Below are 22180 nucleotides of genomic sequence, written 5' to 3' on the forward strand. Positions count from 1 at the left end.
TAGTGCCAACCGGGGTAGAACACCCGAGCTTTGCGATCAAGTGGACCCCGACCGCGAGGAGGACCCGTTGCGCACCGAGGAAGAGGTCTCCGCCGAGCTCGCGGAGGTCAGGACCCGCCGGGAGGAGTTCTTTCCCACCGAGGGGGAGCCGCTGGCCAAGGGCGCGCCCGAGCCGACGGAGTACTGGCCGGGCGGCCCGGGAGGAGAGATCACCGAACTGCTGGAGCGCGAGGCGAAGCTCGTACTCGAACGCGCGGAGATCCGGCGGGCAGGCAGCGGGTCCGGCGAGACGCCGCCTGCTGAGACCGACGAGGAGGAGGCAGCCGCCCGGCGGATCCTCCGGCGCATCGAGGACGCCCGGAAGACCTAGGTCTGTCCAGCACTGTCGTACCAACCTCCCCGAGACCCCGGAGGTGAATGATCGGTCTGCGAAGTGCCCTGGAGCCGGTCCGATCGGGGATCGACCTGGTGCGAGCCCGGATCCCGGCGGCCCGCCCGGCCGTGCGCGGGCACCGCTCCACGATGCTCGCCCAGTCGGCCAAGGCAGCTCTCGCCGGCATCCTCGCGTGGCTGGTCGCGGGCTGGTGGCTGGACTCACCGCTCGCGGTCATCGCGCCCTGGGTGGCGATCGTCACCGTACAGACGACCGTCTACCGCTCCGTTCGCGACGGGCTGTGGCAGCTCGGTGCGATGACGATCGGCACCGTCCTGGCCACCGCCGTCCACGTCCTCGTCGGCAACACGTTGGTGGCCATGTGCATCGTCCTCCCGGCGACGCTGGCGCTGACCCTGTGGTCGCGGGTCGGTGACCAGGGCGTCTACAGCGCCACGACCGCGTTGTTCGTCCTGGTGTACGGCGCCGTGTCCTTTGGCGCGGTGGTCGACCGGCTGCGCGAGGCCGCGATCGGGGCCGCCATCGGAGTGGCCGTCAACGCCGTGATCCTGCCGCCCGTCTACCATCGCCGCGGCCTGGACGCCGCGCACGCGGTGAGCTGGGAGACGGGTGAGCTCCTCGCCTCGATCGCCGACGGACTGCGGTCCGGCGTCGACCGCGACGCCGTTCTCCGGTGGGACGAACGCGGCGGCGAGCTGACCCGGATGGCCGACCGGACCCGCGACCTCAGCGGATGGAGTTCGGAGAGCCGGCGGTGGAACGTCCGGTTCGAGCCCGTACGCCGGGAGTCGGCGGGGCCCGATCCGGAGGACGTCACCGGGGTGGTGAGCCGGCTGGTCGGTTCGGTGAACGGCCTGGTGCGGGTCCTGCTGGAGGGGACCGACGAGGCGTACCGGAGCGAGTTGCCCGACCCCGAGAGCGCTGGGCCGTACGCCGACCTGTGCGACCGGCTGGCCCAGGCCTGCCGCACCTACTCCGATCACGTGGCCGGGCGCTGCACCGACGAGGACCGGGGCGGCTACGCCGAGGCCATCGGCGCCGCGGGCTCGCTGAGTGCGGAGCTCCAGGCCGACCTCGACGCCCGCGCCGCGGCGGACCCGTCGGCGCTCGGCATGTTCCTGCTGGAGGTCAAGCGGCTGCTCGTCGGCCTGCCGGCGGCGGACGAGGTCTGCCCGTCGGCTTCGGGGCGGCTGGAGGCCGAGCCCACCAGAGTCGACGCGTAGGGGTCGGTCGACACGTAGGGGTCAGTCGACACGTAGGGGTCAGTCGACGCGCAGCCCGGCCTGGTTGTCGCTGTCGTCGAGGTAGGTGCCGTGCCCGTGGGTGACGAGAGCCCCGCCATCGGGGTCGTCTCCGCCGAACGTCAACACCTCGTTGACGACTCCGCCCACCTGGTTTCGGTAGTTGATGACGAGGGTGCCGACACCGACGTAGACGCCGAGCACCTCGAAGCGCAGGTCGGGGATGCGGGCCAGGCCCTCGGTCCAGTACGCCCGCAGGGCCTCCTTGCCCCGGATGACCCCGTCGCCGCCGAGCAGCCGCGCCGCGACCGGCGAGGTGAACACCACGTCGTCGGCGAAGTGCTCCAGGAGCGTGTCGAGGTCGTGGGCGTTCCAGGCACGGACCCACCGGTCGGCGAACGCTCGGGCGTCGTCGTGGCGCATCAGGCCGTGCATCCGGACGTGCATCCGGACATCATGGCCGACGCGCGCGCCGCCGGCAGCCGGGATCTCACCGGGCGGGATCACCGGCCAGCCGCAGGGACGTCTCCAGGAACATCGCGTGGACGAACGCCTGCGGGAGGTTCCCGCGCAGCTGCCGTTGGCGTACGTCGTACTCCTCGGCGAACAGCCCCGGCGGCCCGCACGCCGCGCGGTTGCGCTCGAACCACCGCCCGGCCCGGTCGACCTGCCCCTGGTGCCAGTAGGCCAGCGCCAGCTCGAAGCCGCAGAGCAGGAACGCGCCCTCGTTCTCCCCGAGCGGTACGTCGCCTTCGGGCGCGAACCGGTAGGCGTAGCCGTCCTGGGTGAGCTCGTTCTCCACGGCGGCGATCGTCGCGCGTACCCGCGGGTCGTCGTGGGGGAGCGCACCCCGCACCGGGGGCAGCAGCAGGGCCGCGTCGGTGCCGTCGTGACCCGGGCTGCGCCGCCACGCCTGGTCCGGTCTCGTACAGCGCTTCGAGGTCTCCCGCAGGATGGTGTCGGCGAGCTCGGTCAGCCGGCCCGCCTCACCGCGGGTGACGGCACCGGCGGCAGCCCGCAGCCCGGCGACGCAGGCGAGCCGGGAGTGCGCCCACCAGTCGTCGCGCAGCTCCCAGATCCCCGCGTCCGGCCGGTCCCAGCGACGTTCGATCACGTCCACGGCGAGGTGCATCGCGCGCCGTGCGTCGTCGTCGAGCCGGTCGTGGTGAGCCGCGACGGTCAGCAGCTGGAGGATCTCGCCGAAGGCGTCGAGCTGGAACTGGCCGTTCACCCAGTTGCCCACGACGTCCGCGCCGCCGGGATAGCCGGGAAGGTGGAGCTTCCGCTCTCGCGGGATGGCCGAGCCGTCGGTCCGGTAGCCGGGCGCGAGCCGGTCGCCGTGTTCGAGCAGGCGCGCGGTGGTCACCTTCACCGCGTCGTCGAGCAGCGGGTGCGGGCCGTCGACGCCGACCGCGATCCCGGCGTAGCACTGGTCGCGGATCCACGCGTAGCGGTAGTCGTAGTTGCGGCCGGCCTCCGCCCGCTCGGGCAGTCCGAGCGTGGCGGCCGCGACCATGGCGCCGGACCCGGCGGTCAGCCCGCGCAGGATGGCGTACGCGTGGCGGGTGTCGCGTGGCGCCACCGAGTTCGTGAACGCGGGCACCGCCGCGCGCCACTCCTCCTCGGTACGCGCCCACGCCTGGTCCGGGTCGACCGGCTCGGGAAGCTCACGGTCGCTGACCTCGAGGATCAGGTCGCGGTGGTCACCGCCGGGCACCGTGAGCTCCAGCTCCAGCCGTCCGTCCTCGTCCGGCCGGGCGGCTGGGGCCCCCGTCCAGCGGATCCACAGCGGTCCGGTCCGAGCCGTCCACCGGCCGTCGATCGTACGGCGTACGTCGCGCATGGGCTCCTGGCCGAAGTGGGCGCGCAGGTCGAGCACGACCCGGACCCGGGCAGTGCCCTCCGGCGACTCCACCCGGCGCAGGACGACGACCCGGTGCGGATCACCGGGGAAGGCGAGCGCGTCCCGGCACTCCACGATGCCGACGGTGGTGACCCAGCGGTTGCGCCAGACCAGCGAGCCCGGCTCGTAGTGGCCGCCCCAGACATGGCGTTCGGTCGGGGTGACGGCGTAGACGCCGCCACCACCAACCAGACTGGACAGGACCGCCTCGTCGTCCCAGCCGGGCGCGCACAGCCAGGTGAGCTCACCGCGAGGCCCGCACAGTGCACCGCGCTCACCGTCGGCGATCAGTGCGTACTCGCGGAGCACGGTCGGTTGGAAGTCGTTCGTCATGGGCGACATTTGCATAGGCGCAACTATTCCGCGGATACTTGCCGGATGGGCTCAGGGGATGCCGGCCACGGTGACCACGACGTCGGAGCCGAGGAGCGCGGCGTGGCCGAGGAGAAGGTCGGGGCCGACGAGCGGGTCGAGCCGAAGGAACGCGACGACCGCGACGAACGCGACCGGCAGGTCGACTCCGTGCTGCAGGCCGCGCGGGTATGGGTCGCGGTGGTGGCGCGCTCGGTCGCCGAGGTCGGGGACACGGTGACCCTCAGCCAACTCCGGGTGCTGGTGATGATCGCCACCCGCGGCCCGGTCAACCTGGGCGCCGTCGCCCGCGAACTCCAGGTCCACCCGTCCAACGCGACCCGGATCTGCGACCGGCTGGTGGCGGCGAGACTGCTTCGGCGCGGCGAGGACCCGAACGACCGGCGGCACCTCGCGCTCACCCTCACCCCGAAGGGCCGGCAGCTGGTCGACCAGATGATGCGGCACCGGCGGGCCGCGGTCGCGGACGTCGTGGCGCGCATGCCGGAGGCACAGCGCCGGCGACTGGCCGGTGCACTGGACGCGTTCGCGTCGGCGGCGGGTGAGGTCACGGACGTGGAGACCTCGATGCTGGGCTGGCGGGAGAGCTGACCACCTGGCCGGCGCCGCCTGCCTGGCTTGCCGACCGGCCCTTGCCGGCCCGGCCCGCGGCGTACAGGCCGGCGAGCGCCATCGCCGAGGCGGTCACCGTCTCGGTCAGCGCGAGCCGTCGGCGCCGGCGGTCGACCGCCGCCAGCCCCACCATGCTGAGGGCGTGCAGGGCGTCGACGCCCGCGCCGAGGCGGTAACAGGTCGGGGAGGCCAGCGCCGTGGTGGCGCCGGCCTGGACGATGTGGCGTACCCCGAGCACCCGCGCGGCGAGGCGTTCGTGCCGGTCCAGTCGGCGGCCGGCCAGTCGCAGGGCCACCACGTCGGGGACCGTCGCCTCCGCCGTGCCGTACGTGAACCGGACCGCGCTCAACGCCGTCTCCGCACCCAGCGCCGTCGCCGCCTTCTTCGCCGACCTCGCACACACGCCACCGACGGTGCTCACCACGCTCACCGCGCTCACCGCCGGACGACCTTCGCCGTCAGGGCAGCGAGCCCGGCGAGCCCGCCGGCCGCCGCGGCCGCCGCGGCCGCCGACAGCCGGGGATGGTGCGACGCCCACTGCTGCACGCTCTGCCCGGTCGCCCGCGGGTCGAAGGGCCCGTGCGCGCCGAAGTCCTGTCCGTCGGCGCCGTCGGCGGGTTCCCACAGGTTGGCCGGCTGATCGGGGTCGCGGGGCTGGTCGGTCTGCTGGGAGCCGAAGCCGGTGCGCCCGAGGTAGCGGTCGAGTATGCCGGGCACCACGGCGTTGGCCATCAGCGTGGCCACCGTGCTGCCGCCCACCCAGTACTCGCGGCGGCGCGGGTGGTCCGCGGCGTACACGACACCGCGCGCGGCGACCTCCGGCTGATAGATCGGGGGGACCGGCTGGGCCCGGCGCGGCAGCCGCGACAGCACCCAGGTGAACTGCGGGGTGTTGACCGCCGGAAGCTGCACCATCGTCACGTGCACGTTGCTGCGGTCGTGCAGCAGCTCGCAGCGCAGCGACTCGTTGAAGCCCTGGATCGCGTGCTTGGCGCCGCAGTACGCCGACTGCAGCGGGATTCCCCGGTAGGCCAGCGCGGAGCCGACCTGGACGATGGTGCCCTCGTCGCGGGTGCGCATCCGCCGCAGCGCCGCCATCGTGCCGTAGACGAAGCCGAGGTAGCTGACCTCGGTGACCCGCCGGAACTCCTCCGCGCCGATCTGGTGGAACGGGGCGAACACCGAGGTGAACGCGACGTTGACCCACACGTCGATCGGGCCGAGCTCGTCCTCGACTCGGGCGGCGGCCGCCTCCACCTGGTCGGCGTCGGCGACGTCGACGGGGATCGGGAGCGCCTGCCCGCCGGCCTCGCGTACCTCTCGGGCGGCACCGGCCAGCCCGGTCTCGCCCCGCGCGAGCAGCGCCACCTTCGCTCCGCGCGCACCGAACGCCTTGGCGGTGGCGCGTCCGACTCCGGCGCTCGCACCGGTGACCACGACTACCTGAGGACTCATGGGTTCCTCTATACCTGCAATCGTTGCGTTTACGCAAATGATCGCGTGTCCGGTGGCTCTCCTACCCCCGGGTCAGCCCAGTAACCAGAGCACCCGCTCGGCCTGCCGCTCCGACGTCCCCGGCGGGTTGCGGCGTACCGAGGGGCCGCCCGGCAGCAAGGTGTACAACCACAGGGCCGCGGCCAGCCGCCGGCTCTCCAGGAAGCGGTCCCGGTCCACGTCGAAGCGGGTCCAGAACCCGTCCCAGTCGGTTCTCTGCGCCGACAGGTGCTCGACCAGCGAGGCGAGTTCGTACGACACGTCGGACCGGCCCGCGTCCTCGAAGTCGACGATCCGCACCCGGGTGCCGTCCCACAGGTAGTTGGCGAGGTTCGGGTCGCCGTGGCCGAGCACCTTCGCCGCACCTCCGGGCAGCCGGACGTCGACCAGCCACTCGCGTACGGCGTCGACGGCCCGGCCGAGCGGTCCGGCCGGCCGGGAGGCGCGCGCGTACCGCGTCCGGGCCACCGACAGCGCCTCGCGCGGTGCGAACCTTCGGCGGGGCATGGAGGAGGCCGGCACCGACCACAGAATGCGCAGCGCGGCTTCCAGGCCGTCGAGTTCGGGGCCGGTGAGCGCGCCGCCGAGGGGACGACCGGGCAGTTCGCCCACCGTCAGGCTGGGGACGCTCGCCTCCAGGTCGGCCGCCAGCGGGGCCGGTGCCAGGTCGACGGTGTGCGCGTGCAGCAGCCGCAACGCCGACCACTCGCGCAGGTGCTCGCCCCGGTCCCAGGAGCGGTACCGCTTGTGCACCACCCCTCCGAGGATCGACAGGTCGTGGGTCTGGGTGACCGTCTCCCCGGCGGCAGCCGTCGGGGACGCCATCGAAGACACTGTGGTGGACATCGAACGGGCAGCCCGCGGTCTCAGCCGACACCGTTGGCGGCGTCGGCTCCGCCGTCTCCGGCGGGGCGGCTACCGACGGGCTCGGCGACCCTGGTCGATGCGGACGGCAGCACCTTGCCTTTCGCCGGTCGCGGCACGTCGTCGCCCGCCGGGCCGGCGTAGCTGTAGCTGTAGCTGACGCCGTTCGGGCCGCGGTGAGGGCACATGTTCAGGACGCTGCCGGCGATGTGCGCGTGGACCGAGCCCAGGCGTTCGACGCAGGCACGAATCTGGTCGCGGGTGGTCTTGCCGTGCCGTACGACCAGAAGTGCGCCCTCCGCCTGGGCGGACAGGATGGCCGCGTCGGCCACGGGAAGCAGCGGTGGCGCGTCGATCAGCACGATGTCGAACGCCCGTCGCAGGTCGTTCAGCACTTCGGCCATCGCACGTGACTGCAGCAGCTGCGTCGGATCGGGCGGCATCGGCCCGCTTGCGAGGACGGCCAGCCCGTCCGTACCCCAGTCCTGGATCGCGTCGACCAGGGCAACCCGCCCGATCAGAGCGCTGGTGAGCCCGACCTTGGCTTCCAGGCCCAGACTGTCGGCGACGCCGGGGCGGCGCAGGTCGCCGTCGACGAGCACTACCCGCTGTCCGGACTGGGCGAGGGCGATGGCGAGGTTGGTCGCCGTCGTCGTCTTGCCCTCGCCGGGCAGGGAACTGGTGACGACGAAGACCTTGCTGCGCTGGTCGACGTTGATGAACTGCAGGTTGGTCCGCAGTACGCGAAACGCCTCCACCCGAGGGGCGTGCGACCGATAGTCGGTGAGCAGCCGCTTGCTCACCTTCGTGTCGTAGCTGAACGAACCCAGCACTGGTGCGGAGGCGAGTTCCGCGACTTCTTCAGGCTTGCGCAGTGTGGAGTCGAGCGCCTCTCGTACCCCGGCCGCACCGGCTCCGAGAAGGAGGCCGACGGCAACGCCGGCGGCGACGTTGCGGATCGGTTGCGGGCTCACCGGTGCCCGGGGGGTGATCGGCGGTCCGAGAGAGGTGACCTTGATCGGCGTTCCCGACTTGGCGGAACTGGACTCCAGCCGCTTGACGAAGCCGGTGAACTCGACGGCCAACGCCTGGGCGATCCGGCCGGCAGTCTGTGGATTCCGGTCTGTCACCTTGATCGCGAGGATGACCGTGTTCGGCACCACGCTGGCACTGATCTGCTTGCGCAGGGCTGCCGGACTGCGTTCGAAGCCGAGCCTGTCGACCACGCGCCGAGCGAGTTCGGGACCTGTCACCAGGTCGGCGTACGACGCGACCCGTTGCTCGGAGAAAAGGCCGCCCTGGTAGGCGGAGGCGAGGTCAGGCTGTGAGGTGGACACGAACAGCCGGACCGTGGAGGTGTACTTGAGCGGGCTGGCGAGAGTGACCAGGGTCGCTGCGGCGACGGCGACGAGCGCACAGGCCAGGACCAGCCGCCACCGGCGTCCGAACACCTTGAAGTAGTCGCGAAGATCCACGAAGCCTCATCTCGTTCTCGGACAGGGGCGAGGTCCAGTTGCCATGGCGGATAGCGTGCGCACGGCGAAGAATGCCGAGGCCGCAGGTTGAACGTGCGGAACCGATAGTGGCATCTTCGTCCCTTAATTTCGAGGACATCCGCGAAATAACTCGGGAACCGGATCTTGTTTCGCGGGCGACCTCGAATTCTTGATCTTGTCGGCCGTCCGACTCTGCGCGACACGAATTTCGGAAGGCCCGTCGGCTTTGTTCGGATGCGTACACTGCCGTACCGAGGAGCCTATGAGAATCGGTGTTCTGAGTCAGTGGTTCGATCCCGAACCCGGGCCGGCGAGCCTGCCCGGGGTGCTCGCGCGGGGTCTTGCGGACAGAGGTCACGACGTACAGGTGCTGACTGGCTTCCCGCATTATCCGGACGGTCACGTCGCTGCGGGGTACAGAATTCGACGGCGCCTCGACGAAACATTAGAGAATGTCCATATCAGGCGGGTGGCGTTGTATCCGAGTCACGACTCCTCGGCAGTCAAGCGCACATTGACCTACGGCTCGTTCGCCGCCTCGGCCCTGTTGTCGGGGGTGGAGCGGCTTCGTGGGATGGACGCCGTATGGGTCGGCAACTCGCCCATCACGGTGGCGGCGCCGATGTGGTGGATTCGGCATCGCTACCGGATACCTGTCCTCCTGCACGTACTCGACCTGTGGCCGGACAGCGTGGCCGCGAGCGGGTTCGTCGGCGACGGGAGGGCCCGAGCCGTCGAGGGCGTCCTGGGTTCCTGGTGCGGGCACATGTACCGCTCCGCGAGCAGGATCGCCCACATCTCTCCAGGGGTGGGGGAGTTGCTGCGGAGTAGAGGCGTACCCGCGGACAAGCTCACCTACATTCCGCTGTGGGCAGAGGAGCAGTTCACGCGCGCCCAGGTGGAGAACCTGCGTGCCGAGCTCGGTCTGGCCGAGAACCACCTCGTGCTGGTCTATGCGGGCACGCTCGGCAGGACACAGGGGCTGGAGTCGCTGGTCGACGCGTGCGCGAAGGTGGACGATCCCAACTTCCGTTGCCTGGTTGCGGGTTCGGGGGTGGCCGACGCGGAGCTGCGCCGGCGCGCGCAGGAGGTGGGAGCCGGCAACGTTCGCTTCCTCGGTCGCGTACCGAAGGACCGCATGCCCGCGCTGATGGCGACCGGTGACATCCACTATGTGAGTCTTCGCCCCTCGCCGATGGCCGCGTACACCATGCCGAGCAAGGTGCAGGCGATCCTGGCCGCGGGCAGGGCCATGCTGGTCGCCGCGGACGGCGACGTCGCCGCCGTGGCACGTGAGAGCGGAGCCGGGATCCCGGTCGGGGCCGCCCACGCCGCGGGGGTGCAGGACGGGATCCGGCGCGCGACCGCACTGGGGCGGGACAACCTGCGAGTCCTCGGCGAGCGCGGACGCGACTACTACCACCGCACGTTCTCCGCGGAGACAGGCGTGGCCCGCGTGGAGAGTGCACTGGCTGAGATCGCCCGGCCGGAGGTGGCCCATGTCTCCGGGTGACCCGGCAACCAGACCGGCCACCGACATGGACGGTGCCGTCGTCGGCATCACCGGCGGGACCGGTTCCTTCGGGGCGACGATGGTCGAGCGGCTGCTGTCGCGGAACGTTCACGCCGTGCATGTTCTGAGCCGGGACGAGGCCAAGCAGGACGCCATGCGGCGGCGCTTCGCCGACCACCGGCTGAAGCTCTTCCTCGGTGACGTCCGGGATCCGCGAAGCGTACGGGAAGCGGTGTCCGGCACCGACTACATCTTCCACGCCGCGGCCCTCAAGCAGGTGCCCTCGTGCGAGTTCTTCCCACAGCAGGCGGTGAGCACCAACGTTCTCGGCAGTCGGAACGTCGTCGAGGCCGCGGCCGCGGCCGGAGTGCGGTCGGTGGTCTGCCTCAGTACGGACAAGGCGGTTTACCCGGTCAACGCGATGGGCATGTCCAAGGCCCTGATGGAGAAGACCGCGCAGGCATTCGCGAGAAACAACCCCGGCTCCGCGACCGTCGTCTCGGTGACGAGGTACGGCAACGTGATGTACTCCCGCGGCTCGGTCATCCCGATGTTCGTGGAGCAGTTGCGGGCGGGCCGGCCGTTGACGATCACCGAGCCGACGATGACCCGCTTCATGATGACGCTGGCAGAGTCGGTGGAGTTGGTGGAGCACGCGTTCGTCCACGCCGAGCCCGGTGATCTCTTCGTACGCAAGGCCTCCGCCTGCACCGTCGAGACCCTCGCCCGCGCCCTGGCGAAGCTGCTGGGCTACGGCGAACCGGAGGTCAAGGTGGTGGGACCGCGACACGGGGAGAAGCTCCACGAGACCCTGCTCAGCAGGGAGGAGATGGTGCGCGCCACCGACCAGGGTGACTACTACCGCGTGCCGTTGGACACGCGGTCGCTGGAGTACGAGGTGTACTTCGACCAGGGTGCCCCGGAGGCCGCGGTGGTGGAGGACTACTCGTCCGACTCCACCGACCAGCTCGACGTCGGCCAGGCGATGGCTCTGCTCGCGACGATTCCGGAGATCAGGTCGATGATGGAACGGATGCCGCTGTGAAGGTCGTTGTCACGGGAGGGCACGGATTTCTCGGCTGGCATCTCCGGGTGCGCCTGCGAGCGTTCACCGACCACACTGTCGTGGCAATCGGCCGCGCGGAGTGGGACCGGCTGGACGCCGAGCTGAAGGATGCCGACGCCCTGATCCATCTGGCGGGGGTCAACCGCGGGACGGACCACGAGGTCGAGCACGGCAACGTCCGGCTGGCGCAGATGGCCGGCCGGGCGGTTCGCGACAGCGGACAGTTGTCGTGCGTCGTCTTCGCCAACTCCGTCCATGCAGAGGCCGACACGCCGTACGGACGTGGGAAGGCCCAGGCCGGGATCCTGCTGGCGGACAGCGCGACGACCTGCGGTGCTCGTTTCGTCGACGTGGTGCTGCCCAACCTGTTCGGCGAACACGGCCGGCCCAACTACAACTCCTTCGTCGCGACCTTCGCACATGCCGTGGTGGACGAACAGAACCCGACCGTGCAGGACCGGCAGGTCGAGTTGCTGCACGTCCAGCAGGCGGCGGCGGCGCTGATCGACGTGCTGGGCCCGGAGCACCCGGAGATGGTGCGCCCACGAGGCGAGTACACCTCCGTCGGCGAGGTGTTGGAAGCCCTTCGCGACATGCATCATCTGTACCGGGGCGGTGAGTTTCCGGCGCTGACCACGCAACTCGAGGTCGACCTGTTCAACACGCTCCGGGCGGCCATGTTCCCCCGGGCCTATCCGATGCGGCCGGCGTCCCATCATGACGAGCGCGGAAGGCTGGTGGAGTGCGTCCGGGCACACGGCGGCACCGGGCAGACCTTCGTGTCCACGACCAGGCCGGGGGTGACGAGGGGAGAACACTTCCACCTGGAGAAGGTCGAACGCTTCCTCGTCGTGCGTGGGCGTGCGCTGATCAGTCTCCGCCGGCTCTTCCACGACGAAGTGATCTCCTTCGCGGTGTCCGCCGACGCCCCCGCGATCGTCGACATGCCGACGATGTGGGTCCACAACATCGTCAACACCGGCGACGACGAACTTGTGACGCTCTTCTGGACACACACGCTGCACGACCCGCTCGCCCCGGACACCTTCGCCGAGCAGGTCCGGCCGGAACTCGGGGGCCCGGGGTGAGCTACCCGGGCGTCCGGGAGAGTGACACGGCCTGTCCGGACGTGGGCGCGCTGCGGTCGGACGATGTGGTCGCCGCCGCCCGTCTGCACGCTCGATCCTTCTCGCGCTTCTTCCTGACCAGTCTCGGTGAGCGGTTCCTCCGGGAGTTCTACCGCGGTTTCGTGGAGGACCCTGCCGCGGTGACGATGGTGGCGCGAGATGCCGCCGGCGCGGTCGTCGGTGTGGTCGTCGGGACGGTGGTACCCGATCAGTTCTTCCGTCGCATGCTGCGCAGGCAACTGGGACCCCTGCTGGTGGCCAGTCTGTTGGCAGTGCTCCGGCGTCCGACCGCTGTGGTGCGCCTGCTCCGTGGGCTGAGGTATCGCGGCGGGCTCCCGATCCTGGTACGGGGTGCGCTACTGAGCTCCATCTGTGTCGATCCCGACCTGGAGGCCTCCGGCATCGGGCGCCAACTGCTGGGGGCCTGGTGGTCCGCCGTACAGGCCCGTGGCGGCACCCACGCCTACCTGTCCACCGACGCCGACGGAAACGATCGGGTCAACCGCTTCTACCAGCGGGCCGGCTGGGAGTTGCTCGGTAGTTATCGCGTTTCTGGGGGACGACGGATGAACTGCTACGGGATCTCGGCGCCCTCCGGCTGAGACACGGCTTTCCGAGTACGGTTTCGCCGACAAAGGCGTGCGCGGATTTCTGCCGTGCGATCCGACGCCGAATTGGGATTTTCTCAGATCGCCCCGTCTGGCGGCCGGGCTCATGTTCTTCGGCTTAACTGGCCCACGGAGGGTCGTGTCCCATGGGAGCTCACTATGACGCGGCCGGATACGGGGGGATCAGGGTGAAGCGTGAGCTGAGAACTCTCGCCCGGCGGCCGGTTGTACTCGTCGGCCTGGACGGTGCTGCCTGGCTGCTTTCGATGGCGACGTTCGCCGCACTTCGGATGGATGTCGCGGAGGGAAACGGTCCCGTTCCGTGGGGCGGCGTGATCACGCTCGGTCTGGCCGCGACCATGTTGGAGGCCGCTTTTGGCTGGGTGGTGCGTCTGCACCAGGGGCGCGCGACGATGGGCAGCTTCGAGGAGATGCTGCTGCTCGGCGGGGTGACCGGATCCGTCGGGATCGTCATCGTGATCGCCAACGCGGTAGCCTCCGAACCGCTCGTCCCGAGGTCGGTTCCGGTCGCAGCCTCCTTCATGACCTTTGCCCTGGTGGCCTGGTGGCGTGCCGGATGGCGGCGGTACCGGGAGATCGGAGGACGGAACCACGCTGACACCGGGAGCACGCCCGTTCTGATCTTCGGTGCCGGGGACGGTGGCAGCCAGCTTGTGGACTCGATGCTGCGGGACTCCAAGCGGACCTGGCGACCGGTCGGCCTGTTGGACGACGATCCGCACAAGCGATTCCGACGACTGCGCGGGGTACCTGTGCTGGGCACCTTCGGCGACCTTGCCGGCGTGGTCGCGCAGACCGGCTGCCGCAAGCTGGTGGTGGCGATCCCCAGCGCCGGTGCGCAGTTGATGCGTACGGTCGAGAGTCGCGCGACGGCCCTCGGCCTGGACCTCAAGGTTCTGCCCGGCGTCGCCGAGTTGCTCAACGGCCAGGTGGCGGTCTCGGACATGCGCAGCCTGGAGATGGGCGATCTGCTCGGCCGGCATCAGATCGACACCGACGTCGGTGCGGTGGCGGGTTACCTCACCGGCCAGAGGGTTCTCGTCACCGGGGCGGGCGGCTCGATCGGGGCGGAGCTGTGCAGGCAGATCCACCGCTTCGCTCCCGCGCAGCTGATCATGCTGGACCGGGACGAGTCCGCCCTGCACGCCGTCCAACTGTCCATCCAGGGCAGGGCGATGCTGGACACCCCGGACGTCGTTCTGGCCGACATCAGGGACACCCAGCAGATCCTCGACATCCTGGAGAAGCGGCGCCCCGAGGTGGTGTTCCACGCCGCGGCGCTCAAACACCTGCCCATGCTGGAGCAGTATCCGGCCGAGGCGGTCAAGACCAACGTGTGGGGGACGCTCGCGGTCCTCGACGCGGCGAAGGCCGCCGGCGTACGTCGTTTCGTCAACATCTCGACCGACAAGGCCGCGAATCCGGTCAGCGTGCTGGGCTACTCGAAAAGAATCGCCGAGGGGCTCACCGCCGCCGCCGCCCTGGACACAGGCGAGACGTTCCTCAGCGTCCGGTTCGGCAACGTGCTGGGAAGCAGGGGATCGGTCCTCACCGCATTCACTGCCCAGATAGCGGCCGGCGGCCCGGTGACGGTGACCGACCCCGAGGTCACCCGCTACTTCATGACCGTGCAGGAAGCCGTGCAACTGGTCATCCAGGCGGCCGCGATCGGTGAGGCGGGCGAGGCGCTCGTCCTGGACATGGGCGCTCCGGTACACATCGACGACGTCGCCAGACGGTTGATCGAGATGTCCGGGCGACCTATCGAGGTCGTCTACACCGGACTCCGTCAGGGCGAGAAGGTGCACGAGGAACTCTTCGGCGCCGGCGAGCCCGACCGCCGGCCCGTTCATCCGTTGGTCTCACACATCGCGGTGCCGGCGGTGGAGCCGGCCACCGTCCAGGCCATCGACCTGTGGAGTGGTCCTGAGGCGGTGATGGAGACGCTGCGGGAGACCTGCGAGAAGATGAGTGCCGGCGTGAGCACGCGCTCCGTGCCGTCGTCGGTCAGCCGGTGAGCACCGCGCGCACGGTCTGGGTGAGGATGCGGAGGTCCCCGGCAAAGCTTCGGCTCTCGACGTATGCCAGGTACATCTCGACCTTGCGGGGGAGTACGACGTCGAGATAGTGGCTTTCGGGGTCGGCCGCCAGGGCGAGCTCAGCGGACTCTCGACGGTAGGCGATGGATGCCGGGTCGGTGATGCCGGGGCGCACGGACAGGATGCGTTCGCGGGCTTCGGGCGGCCAGCACTCGACGTACTTCGGCACTTCCGGTCGTGGCCCGACCAGGCTCATGTCACCGGCGAGGACGTCGAGCAGCTGCGGAAGCTCGTCCAGCTTGGTGGCCCGTAGGACGCGGCCCAGGCGAGTGATTCGCGCGTCGGTGTCGGAGGTCACGGCCGGGCCGGCGGAACCGGGCCGGCGAACGCCGTCCGCCTCCCGCATGGTGCGGAACTTGTGGATGCGGAACCGCTCCCCGCCTTTCCCGACCCGCTCCTGGCGGAACATCGCCTGCCCGCCGTCCAGCCTGGCCGCGATGGTGAGGACGAGCAGCAAGGGAGAGGCTACGACGAGCATCGTCGCCGCAACGCTCAGGTCCAAAGTACGTTTGAGCAACTTCGCTCCGGATCACCGCAGGACGTCGTGGACCGTCCCGACCACCCGGTCGACGTCCTCGTCGGTCATCCCGGAGTACAACGGGATGCTCACCACCCGGTCGAACTCGCTGCTGGCGACCGGGAACATCTCGTCCCGCAGTCCGTACCGCTCGCGCCAGTACGAGTGCATGTGCAACGGAATGAAGTGGACGCTGCAGCACACCCCGCGGCGCGACATCTCCGCGATGAACTCGTTCCGGCCCAGCGAGGCGTCGGGCCAGAGCCGGACGACGAACAGGTGCCACGAGTGAACGTCACCGACCGGCGCCTCCAGCGGCAGATCGAGCGGGAGATCGGCGAACGCGGCCCGATAACGCTCGGCGATCCGCTCGCGTCGCAGGTGCATCTTCTCGGCCCGGTCGAGTTGGACCAGCCCGATGGCAGCAGCAGTGTCGGTGAGGTTGTACTTGTATCCCGCTGCCGCGATGTTGTAACGCCAGGCGGGACGGTCGCTGCGGTACCTGTCGAAAGCATTGCGGTCGATGCCGTGCAACCTGGTCATCCGGACGCGGTTCGCCAGGCCGCTGTCTCGGGTGACCAGCATCCCGCCCTCTCCCGTCGTGATCGTCTTCGTGGCATAGAAGCTGAAGACAGTCGCCGCACTGTGCCCGCCGCCGACGGGTATGCCCTCGCTCGCACTGGGAAACGCATGCGCCGCATCCTCGACGGCGTGCAGGTGATGCCGGGCGGTGAAGTCGTGAAGCTGAGACGGTGACATCGCCCTACCCGCGAAGTGGACCGGGAGAACGGCCCGCGTGTTTCCTGTGACCTTGCGCTCGGCGTCGGCCAGATCGAGATTGAGGGTCACCGGGTCGCTGTCGACGAACACGACCCTGGCACCCAGGTGAACGACGACCTCCGCGGTCGCGCTGAACGTCCACGTGGGCACAAGAACCTCGGCGCCGGGACCGATCCCGAGGGCCTCCAGTGCCAGATGCAGACCGGCGGTGGCGGAGTTCAGAGCGACCGCCTGCACACCGCCACCAAAGAGGGCGGCGAACCGGCGCTCGAATTCCTCGACGCGGGGTCCGCTGGACAACCAACCGGACCGCAGCGCGTCCGAGACCGCCTGGATCTCCTCCTCGCTTATGTCCGGTAGCGCGAAGGGGAGAGTGCGATCGGCCATGCCAGCCCCCACGAAACGTTGTGAGCGAATAGGTGAAGAAGTCACGGTTCCCTGTGTTCGGTACGTTCCCCTTCCCGGAATACGGCTAATCAGAGACTGGTGAGAGTTCCCCCAACTCCACCGTTTCCTGTCTGGATGGGCACCCGGCTCGTGGACGTTATGAAAATCTCACTCTGCGGTGCCGTGCCGACGGTCCGACAAGAATGCCCCTGATGTCCGTAATACTCGGGCACGTACGGTTGGGCGCACCAGGATTCGCCCACGTTTCCAGCGCCGGCTGCGCGGCGGGTGAGGAGTTGTGCGTGAAGGTCATGACGGTTGTGGGAACGCGTCCGGAGATCATTCGACTTTCCCGGGTCATTCCTCGCCTGGACTCCGCGTTAGGTCACGTGCTCGTCCATACCGGCCAGAACTACGCCTATACATTGTCGGACATATTCTTCGACGAGCTTCGGCTACGACGACCGGACCACTATCTCGGAGTCGACACCTCCACTTTGGGCCGGATGCTCGGTGACACGCTGGCCAAGGGCGAGGAGATTATCGTGGCCGAGAGGCCCGACGCCCTGTTGGTCCTCGGTGACACCAACAGTTCGATCGTGGCGCTGATAGCGAAGCGACTGCGTGTTCCGGTATTCCACATGGAAGCCGGCAACCGGTGCTTCGACGAGAACGTGCCGGAGGAGACCAACCGTCGGCTCATCGACCACATCGCCGACTTCAATCTGGTCTACACCGAGCATGCGAGGCGCAATCTTCTCGGCGAGGGCATCCATCCCCGACGTGTCCTCCTCACCGGCTCCCCGATGAAGGAGGTCCTCGACCACTACCGTCCGCGCGTCGAGGCGTCGACAGTGCTGGACCGCCTCGGCCTGACTGCCGGGGAGTTCTTCCTGGTGAGTGCCCACCGCGAGGAGAACGTGGACGACCCGCGGCGCTTGGGCGCACTCCTCGACTGCATCACCGGCCTTCGCGATGCCTGGGGCCTGCCGGTGGTCGTGTCCACCCATCCGCGGACGAGGAAGCGCATGGAAGCGCTCGACGACTGGTCGCCGCCGGAGCGGGTGAACTTCTGCGAGCCGTTCGGCTTCTTCGACTACATCAGCCTGCAACTGGCCGCGCGATGCGTCGTGTCCGACTCGGGAACCATCTCCGAGGAGGCGTCGATTCTGGGGTTTCCCGCGGTCACCCTGCGTACCTCCGTCGAAAGACCGGAGGCGCTCGACGCCGGCGCCGTCGTGACGGTCGGACTCGACTCCCGCACGATGCTCGCCGCTGTGGAACTGGTGACGTCGGGCTCGCAGAACACCGCGCCGAGCGCAGCCGTCCCGGAGTATCTCGTGGACGACTGCTCGGAGCGGACTGTTCGTTTCATCCTGGGGACGACCCACGCGTACCACGAGATCACCGGCATCAGGGACGGGGCCGCCGACCATCTCCGATAGCGCGTCGACAGGCGGGAAGCCGCGGTGCGCACGGTCGTCGGGCCGAGGCACGCCGCGCCGGTTGGTGGCGAGGAACGCGGCGCTGATGATCTGCGGGCCGGGCGCGTAGAGTCGAGAAGGACACCGCCACCACAGGCCGGGGGGTCCCGATGGAATACGAGCGGTTTCTCACCGTCGTGGACGCTACGGGTGGACTCGGCCGGGACGGCGCCGAACGCGCCACCACGGCGACCCTGCAGACGCTGGCCGAGCGTGTCTCCCAACAGAAGGCCCGCGAGTTGGCGAGCGCGTTGCCGCCGCAGTTGGGCCCGCTGGTGACCACCGAGGCTCCCCCCGAACGCTTCGACGTGGACGATTTCCTGCGCAGGGTCGCCGAGCGGGAGGGAACCACCCCAGAACCCGCCGAACGCGACGCCGAGGCGGTGTTCACCGCCCTCGCGCAGGCGCTCGGAGATCGCGAGTTCGCCAACCTGGTCGCCCAGCTGCCCAAGGACTACGCCTGTGTGCTGCCGGGCGGCCCGCCGGTCGTTCCGGCGCAGGAACTGGTGGCGAAGGTGGCCGAACGCACCGGCCTGGACGAGCAGGCCGCCCGCCGGTCGATCGACGCCGTACTCGAGACGCTGGCCGAGCGCGTCTCGGTGGGAGAGGCCAACCACCTGGTCGGCCGGCTTCCCGTCGCGTTGCACGAGCCGCTGCGCCGGGGTCTGCGCCACAACCCCGGCCCGGGCCGGCGGATGTCGCTGGCCGAGCTCCTCGCCCACATCGCCGAACGCGACGGCGTTCCGCCCGACCAGGCGCTGGAGCATGCCCGGGCGGTGTTCATGGTCGTACGCGAGGCGGTGGGCGAGGAGTTCTTCGACTGCGGCGTGCACCTGCCGCCGGACCACACGGTGCTCTGGGCGCGGGCAGCATCGTCCTGAGGTTCCTGCCCCGCTGGGACTCCGGGGCTCAGGGGAGCAACGGCAGGAAGACCCGCATCGGCCCGGCCTCCCGGTTGGCCCATGCGTAGTAGGGCACCGCGGTGACGTCGGCGGCCCGGCTCGGCAGCCGGCCGGCAGGGACGTACGGCCGGTGCAACGGCTCGTCCTCGTCCACCTTCAGCGCGGTGGCGGTGCTGTGCAGCGTGACCACCCCGCCGAGCAGGTCGGCGGCGAACTCCGGCCGCCAGGTCTCCTCGCCCCTTACCCGCAGGTCGGCGACCGCGACGTCGGCGTGGTCGGTCTGCTCGACGCAGTAGACGAGCGGACCCCTGGTGAGGGCCACCCGCTGGTGCCCGGCCGCCACCCGCGGGTGCGTGCCGACCAGTCGTACGGGCATGGCGAAGTCCAGCCGTACCTCGTCACCGGGCTGCCAGGTGCGGGTGAGCACGAGGTAGCCGGAACGGTGTTCGGGGGTGACGACCTCCTCGCCCACCCGGACGGTCACCTCGCCGGCCCGCCCGGGCACCGGCAGGAACACGCTGAACTCCCGCGGCTCCGCCGGTGTCAACCGCAGCTGGACAGTGCCCTCCCAGGGCAGCCCGCCGGTGAGCTCCACACCGACCGAGCCGCCGCCGGGCAGGGTCACCCGGGCCGAGTTCCCGACGTACAGCTGAACCCACAGGCCTTCGTCGGAGGTGGTGTAGACGTAGCCCGGCAGCGAGGCGAGCAGCCGGGCGATGTTCGGTGGGCAGCAGGCACACGTGAACCACGGCGAGCGGCGGTGCCGGCCCTCGTCGGCGAGCGGGTTCTGGTAGAAGAACTCCCGGCCCGACTGGGAGAGGCCGGGCAGCACGCCGTTGTAGAGAGCGGTCTCCACCGCGTCGCGGTAGGCGCCGTCGCCGGTGCGCAGCAGCAGCCGCCAGGCCAGGAAGATGTGCGCGATCGCCGCACAGGTCTCGTTGTACGCGCGGTCCGGAAGCTCGTACGCGTCACCGAACGCCTCGCCGTCCCAGCGTGCGCCGACACCTCCGGTGACGGCCGTCTTGTGCCGGGACAGGTCGGCCCACAGCCGGTCCACGACCGCCGTCAGCTCCTCGTCGCCGGTCTCGAGTACGACGTCGGCGGCCGCGGCGTAGAGATAGAGCGCGCGGACCGCGTGCCCGGTGACGAACGACTGGTCCCGCAGGCGTGCGTGGTCGAGGAGATACTCGCTGCCGTTGAGAACGCCCACACCGCGGGAGTCCAGCTGCCAGACCGCGAGCCGCAGCCACCGCTCGTCGCCGGTGGCGCGGTACAGCTCGACCAGCGCCATCTCCAGGCACGGGTGCCCGCACGTGCCGGGAACGTTCCCAGGTGTGAACCTCGCCTCGATGTGACCGCAGGCGCGTTCGGCCACGTCGAGCAGGGCCCGGCTGCCGGTGGCCCGGAAGTGCGCGACGGCGGCCTGGGTGAGGTGCCCGACGCAGTACATCTCGTGGCGTACGACGAGATCCGTCCAGCGTTCGGCCACCCGGTCCACCGAGAAGTAGGTGTTCAGGTAGCCGTCGTCGTCCTGGGCGCCCTCGAACAGTGCGATCACCTCGGCCAGCCGCTCGGCCACCGCGCGGTCGTCGGTCGAGGCCAGGCTCCACGAGGCCGCCTCGGCCCACTTGTAGACGTCGGAGTCGGAGTAGTACATGCCGTGGAAGGGCTCACCCGGCGCGTCTCCGGCCGCCCGGCGGAAGTTCGTCAGTGCACCGGTCGTCTCGCACTGCTCGTGCTGTGCCGGGATCGTCTGCTCGCGGTTCCTGTCAAGGCGGGGTTGCCAGAAGGCGTCGCGCACCTCGACGTCGCCCACACCGACCGGGCGAAGCCGGGCGTGCGGGCTGCGGGTCGTGTCGACGACTGGGGCGTGCGGGCTGGGTGTCTCGGCGGTCATCGGAGTACTCCGTCGTTCGGCTGTATCGGGTGTGCGTGAAGTGTGGTGGGGAGGGTGTCTCAGGCGTCGGGCACCAGCGGGGCGTCGCTCGTCGCACTGGAATCAGGCATCGGGCACCAGCGGGGCGTCGCTCGTCCACACCGGGTCGTCGCCGGTGGGCGCGGGGCAGGACGCGCGGACGGCGATCGAGCACGGAAGCCGGCTGATCCCCGGAGTCACCGTGCCGTCGATCGACGCCAGCAGCGTCTCCCCGACGACCCGGCCGAGCCGGTAGAGGTTCATGTCGACCGACGCGACCGCCGGCCTGGTCGAGGCCGCGAGCAGGGTCCAGTTGTCGAAGCCGACCAGGGCCACGTCGTCGGGCACGCGGCGGCCGATGGCCGCGAGGCCGTCGGCGGCGCCGCGGGCGATCTGGTCGTTGCCGCAGAAGATCCCGTCGATCTCGGGGTCCCGTTCAAGTAACCGGCGTACGTGGGTGAACCCCATCTCCTCGCTGAACGGCCCGTAGACCACGCGCGAGTCGGGCAGGTCCAGGCTCTCCTCCGCCAGTGCGGCCCGGGCGCCGGTGACGCGGTCGCGGACCGCGGCGTAGGACGGCGGCCCGGTCAGGTGCGCGATCCGCCGGCAGCCGTACCGCGCCAGTTGCCGGACGGCGAGCCGCCCGCCGTGCTCGTCGTCGACCGTGACGCTGGTGTCGGCCGGATCCGCGGACACGGTGTAGGCGTAGACGACCGGGAACGGCAGGTCACGCCCCACCCGCGGTGCCGGGTCGGTCTCCCGGCCGGTCACGATCAGCCCGTCCACGCGCCGGGCGGCGAGCGCGTCGATGTAGTGGCGTTCGCGTACGGCGTCCCGGCGGGCGTCGCACAGCAGCAGGCTGCAGGTGTCCGCGGACAGTGCGTCCTCGACTCCGCCGAGCAGGGCAGGTGTGAACCGGCCGTAACCGTTGCGGGTGAGCAACCCGACCGTGTAGGTACGGCCGCTGGTGAGCGAGCGGGCGTTGCGGTTGGGCCGGAAGCCCAGGTCGCGGGCCGTCTGGACGATGCGTTCCCGGGTCTCCGGGCGCATTCGGCCCTTGCCGTTGAGGCCCTTGGACGCCGTGGCGACGGAGACGCCGGCGACGCGGGCGATGTCGCGGATGGTCGGGGCCACGGCTCCTCCGGCTCGCGAATGGAAAAACGGTTAGTCAAAGGTGTGCTCAGAGCATGCCTGCCGGAAAGCCATACTGGCAAGGCGTCAGGTGGCTGGAAGTGGAGTGTGGCGCAGTGTGGCCACTCAGTTGCGCCATCTCAGAGAAACAGGTTTCTCGGATGTTGAACCGTTGACGTGTGTTCGGCGCGAGGTCTAGCGTCGCTCGTCGTCCACATGTTCGCGCGGCGCTACTTCGTGGCGGGGATCGCCCT

General features: G+C 70.0%; 20 protein-coding genes. 10 read left to right on the forward strand and 10 right to left on the reverse strand.

All coding sequences use genetic code 11. The features are described from left to right. The first annotated feature begins 67 nt into the window (after positions 1–67). A complete protein-coding gene (locus tag F4554_RS13495) occupies positions 68–370 on the forward strand; it encodes a hypothetical protein (protein WP_179787705.1) in 303 nt (100 codons plus the stop codon). Positions 371–417: 47 nt separating this feature from the next. Next, a complete protein-coding gene (locus F4554_RS13500) occupies positions 418–1617 on the forward strand; it encodes an FUSC family protein (protein ID WP_179787706.1) in 1200 nt (399 codons plus the stop codon). Between the two features lie 39 nt (positions 1618–1656). Here F4554_RS13500 and F4554_RS13505 read toward each other — a convergent pair whose 3' ends face one another. Both F4554_RS13505 and F4554_RS13510 read right to left on the reverse strand, forming a co-directional pair. Next, a complete protein-coding gene (locus F4554_RS13505) occupies positions 1657–2082 on the reverse strand; it encodes a YybH family protein (protein ID WP_238341291.1) in 426 nt (141 codons plus the stop codon). A gap of 43 nt (positions 2083–2125) precedes the next feature. Further along, positions 2126–3871 carry a glycoside hydrolase family 15 protein gene (locus F4554_RS13510; protein ID WP_202889276.1) on the reverse strand — a complete coding sequence of 582 codons (1746 nt, stop codon included), beginning with the start codon at positions 3869–3871 and terminating at the stop codon, positions 2126–2128. A 45-nt stretch (positions 3872–3916) separates the two neighbouring features. On the opposite strand from F4554_RS13510, the gene F4554_RS13515 reads away from it, so the two are divergent. After that, positions 3917–4501 (forward strand): MarR family winged helix-turn-helix transcriptional regulator, encoded by a 585-nt coding sequence (locus F4554_RS13515; RefSeq protein ID WP_179787708.1) that lies wholly within the window; start codon positions 3917–3919, stop codon positions 4499–4501. Here F4554_RS13515 and F4554_RS13520 read toward each other — a convergent pair. The 4 genes from F4554_RS13520 to F4554_RS13535 all read right to left on the reverse strand — a co-directional run bounded on the left by F4554_RS13520 (position 4458) and on the right by F4554_RS13535 (position 8355). Then, positions 4458–4961 carry a hypothetical protein gene (locus F4554_RS13520; protein WP_179787709.1) on the reverse strand — a complete coding sequence of 168 codons (504 nt, stop codon included), beginning with the start codon at positions 4959–4961 and terminating at the stop codon, positions 4458–4460. The genes F4554_RS13515 and F4554_RS13520 overlap by 44 nt on opposite strands. Beyond that, positions 4958–5977: an SDR family oxidoreductase gene (locus F4554_RS13525; protein ID WP_179787710.1), complete on the reverse strand. Its 1020-nt coding sequence runs from the start codon at positions 5975–5977 to the stop codon at positions 4958–4960. Before F4554_RS13525 ends, F4554_RS13520 begins: the two co-directional genes overlap by 4 nt. A gap of 72 nt (positions 5978–6049) precedes the next feature. Further along, positions 6050–6841, reverse strand: coding sequence for a phosphotransferase family protein (locus F4554_RS13530; protein WP_179787711.1), 792 nt, complete (start codon positions 6839–6841; stop codon positions 6050–6052). A gap of 41 nt (positions 6842–6882) precedes the next feature. Continuing rightward, a complete protein-coding gene (locus F4554_RS13535) occupies positions 6883–8355 on the reverse strand; it encodes a polysaccharide biosynthesis tyrosine autokinase (RefSeq protein ID WP_179787712.1) in 1473 nt (490 codons plus the stop codon). Between the two features lie 283 nt (positions 8356–8638). Here F4554_RS13535 and F4554_RS13540 point away from each other — a divergent pair, with 283 nt between their 5' ends. The 5 genes from F4554_RS13540 to F4554_RS13560 all read left to right on the forward strand — a co-directional run bounded on the left by F4554_RS13540 (position 8639) and on the right by F4554_RS13560 (position 14729). After that, positions 8639–9889: a glycosyltransferase family 4 protein gene (locus tag F4554_RS13540; RefSeq protein WP_179787713.1), complete on the forward strand. Its 1251-nt coding sequence runs from the start codon at positions 8639–8641 to the stop codon at positions 9887–9889. Then, on the forward strand, positions 9876–10934 hold the full coding sequence (locus tag F4554_RS13545; RefSeq protein WP_238341292.1) for a polysaccharide biosynthesis protein: 1059 nt from the start codon (positions 9876–9878) through the stop codon (positions 10932–10934). Before F4554_RS13540 ends, F4554_RS13545 begins: the two co-directional genes overlap by 14 nt. Next, the gene (locus F4554_RS33590; protein ID WP_179787714.1) at positions 10931–12043 is read left to right on the forward strand and encodes a polysaccharide biosynthesis C-terminal domain-containing protein; all 1113 of its coding nucleotides are present in this window, start codon (positions 10931–10933) and stop codon (positions 12041–12043) included. Before F4554_RS13545 ends, F4554_RS33590 begins: the two co-directional genes overlap by 4 nt. Then, on the forward strand, positions 12040–12684 hold the full coding sequence (locus tag F4554_RS13555) for a GNAT family N-acetyltransferase (protein ID WP_179787715.1): 645 nt from the start codon (positions 12040–12042) through the stop codon (positions 12682–12684). Before F4554_RS33590 ends, F4554_RS13555 begins: the two co-directional genes overlap by 4 nt. Positions 12685–12836: 152 nt before the next feature. Beyond that, positions 12837–14729, forward strand: coding sequence for a nucleoside-diphosphate sugar epimerase/dehydratase (locus tag F4554_RS13560; protein WP_238341293.1), 1893 nt, complete (start codon positions 12837–12839; stop codon positions 14727–14729). On the opposite strand, the gene F4554_RS13565 is transcribed toward F4554_RS13560, so the two are convergent. Both F4554_RS13565 and F4554_RS13570 read right to left on the reverse strand, forming a co-directional pair. Then, positions 14719–15327: a sugar transferase gene (locus F4554_RS13565; RefSeq protein WP_179787716.1), complete on the reverse strand. Its 609-nt coding sequence runs from the start codon at positions 15325–15327 to the stop codon at positions 14719–14721. The genes F4554_RS13560 and F4554_RS13565 overlap by 11 nt on opposite strands. A 12-nt stretch (positions 15328–15339) precedes the next feature. Beyond that, positions 15340–16494 (reverse strand): DegT/DnrJ/EryC1/StrS family aminotransferase, encoded by a 1155-nt coding sequence (locus F4554_RS13570; RefSeq protein WP_179787717.1) that lies wholly within the window; start codon positions 16492–16494, stop codon positions 15340–15342. Positions 16495–16706: 212 nt separating this feature from the next. Between F4554_RS13570 and wecB the strand changes: the two genes are divergently transcribed. Together wecB and F4554_RS13580 are read left to right on the forward strand one after the other, a co-directional pair. Then, complete coding sequence (wecB, locus tag F4554_RS13575; RefSeq protein WP_202889278.1) at positions 16707–17939, forward strand: non-hydrolyzing UDP-N-acetylglucosamine 2-epimerase; 1233 nt, start codon at positions 16707–16709, stop codon at positions 17937–17939. A 149-nt stretch (positions 17940–18088) separates the two neighbouring features. Further along, positions 18089–18859 carry a DUF2267 domain-containing protein gene (locus F4554_RS13580; protein WP_179787718.1) on the forward strand — a complete coding sequence of 257 codons (771 nt, stop codon included), beginning with the start codon at positions 18089–18091 and terminating at the stop codon, positions 18857–18859. A 28-nt stretch (positions 18860–18887) separates the two neighbouring features. On the opposite strand, the gene F4554_RS13585 is transcribed toward F4554_RS13580, so the two are convergent. After that, entirely contained in the window at positions 18888–20777 is a 1890-nt protein-coding gene (locus F4554_RS13585; protein ID WP_179787719.1) for a glycoside hydrolase family 127 protein, read from the reverse strand. A gap of 102 nt (positions 20778–20879) precedes the next feature. Continuing rightward, on the reverse strand, positions 20880–21929 hold the full coding sequence (locus F4554_RS13590) for a substrate-binding domain-containing protein (RefSeq protein WP_202889279.1): 1050 nt from the start codon (positions 21927–21929) through the stop codon (positions 20880–20882). Positions 21930–22180: the final 251 nt, after the last annotated feature.

Source organism: Actinopolymorpha rutila (genome assembly GCF_013407855.1).
In the GTDB taxonomy this organism is placed as follows: domain Bacteria; phylum Actinomycetota; class Actinomycetes; order Propionibacteriales; family Actinopolymorphaceae; genus Actinopolymorpha; species Actinopolymorpha rutila.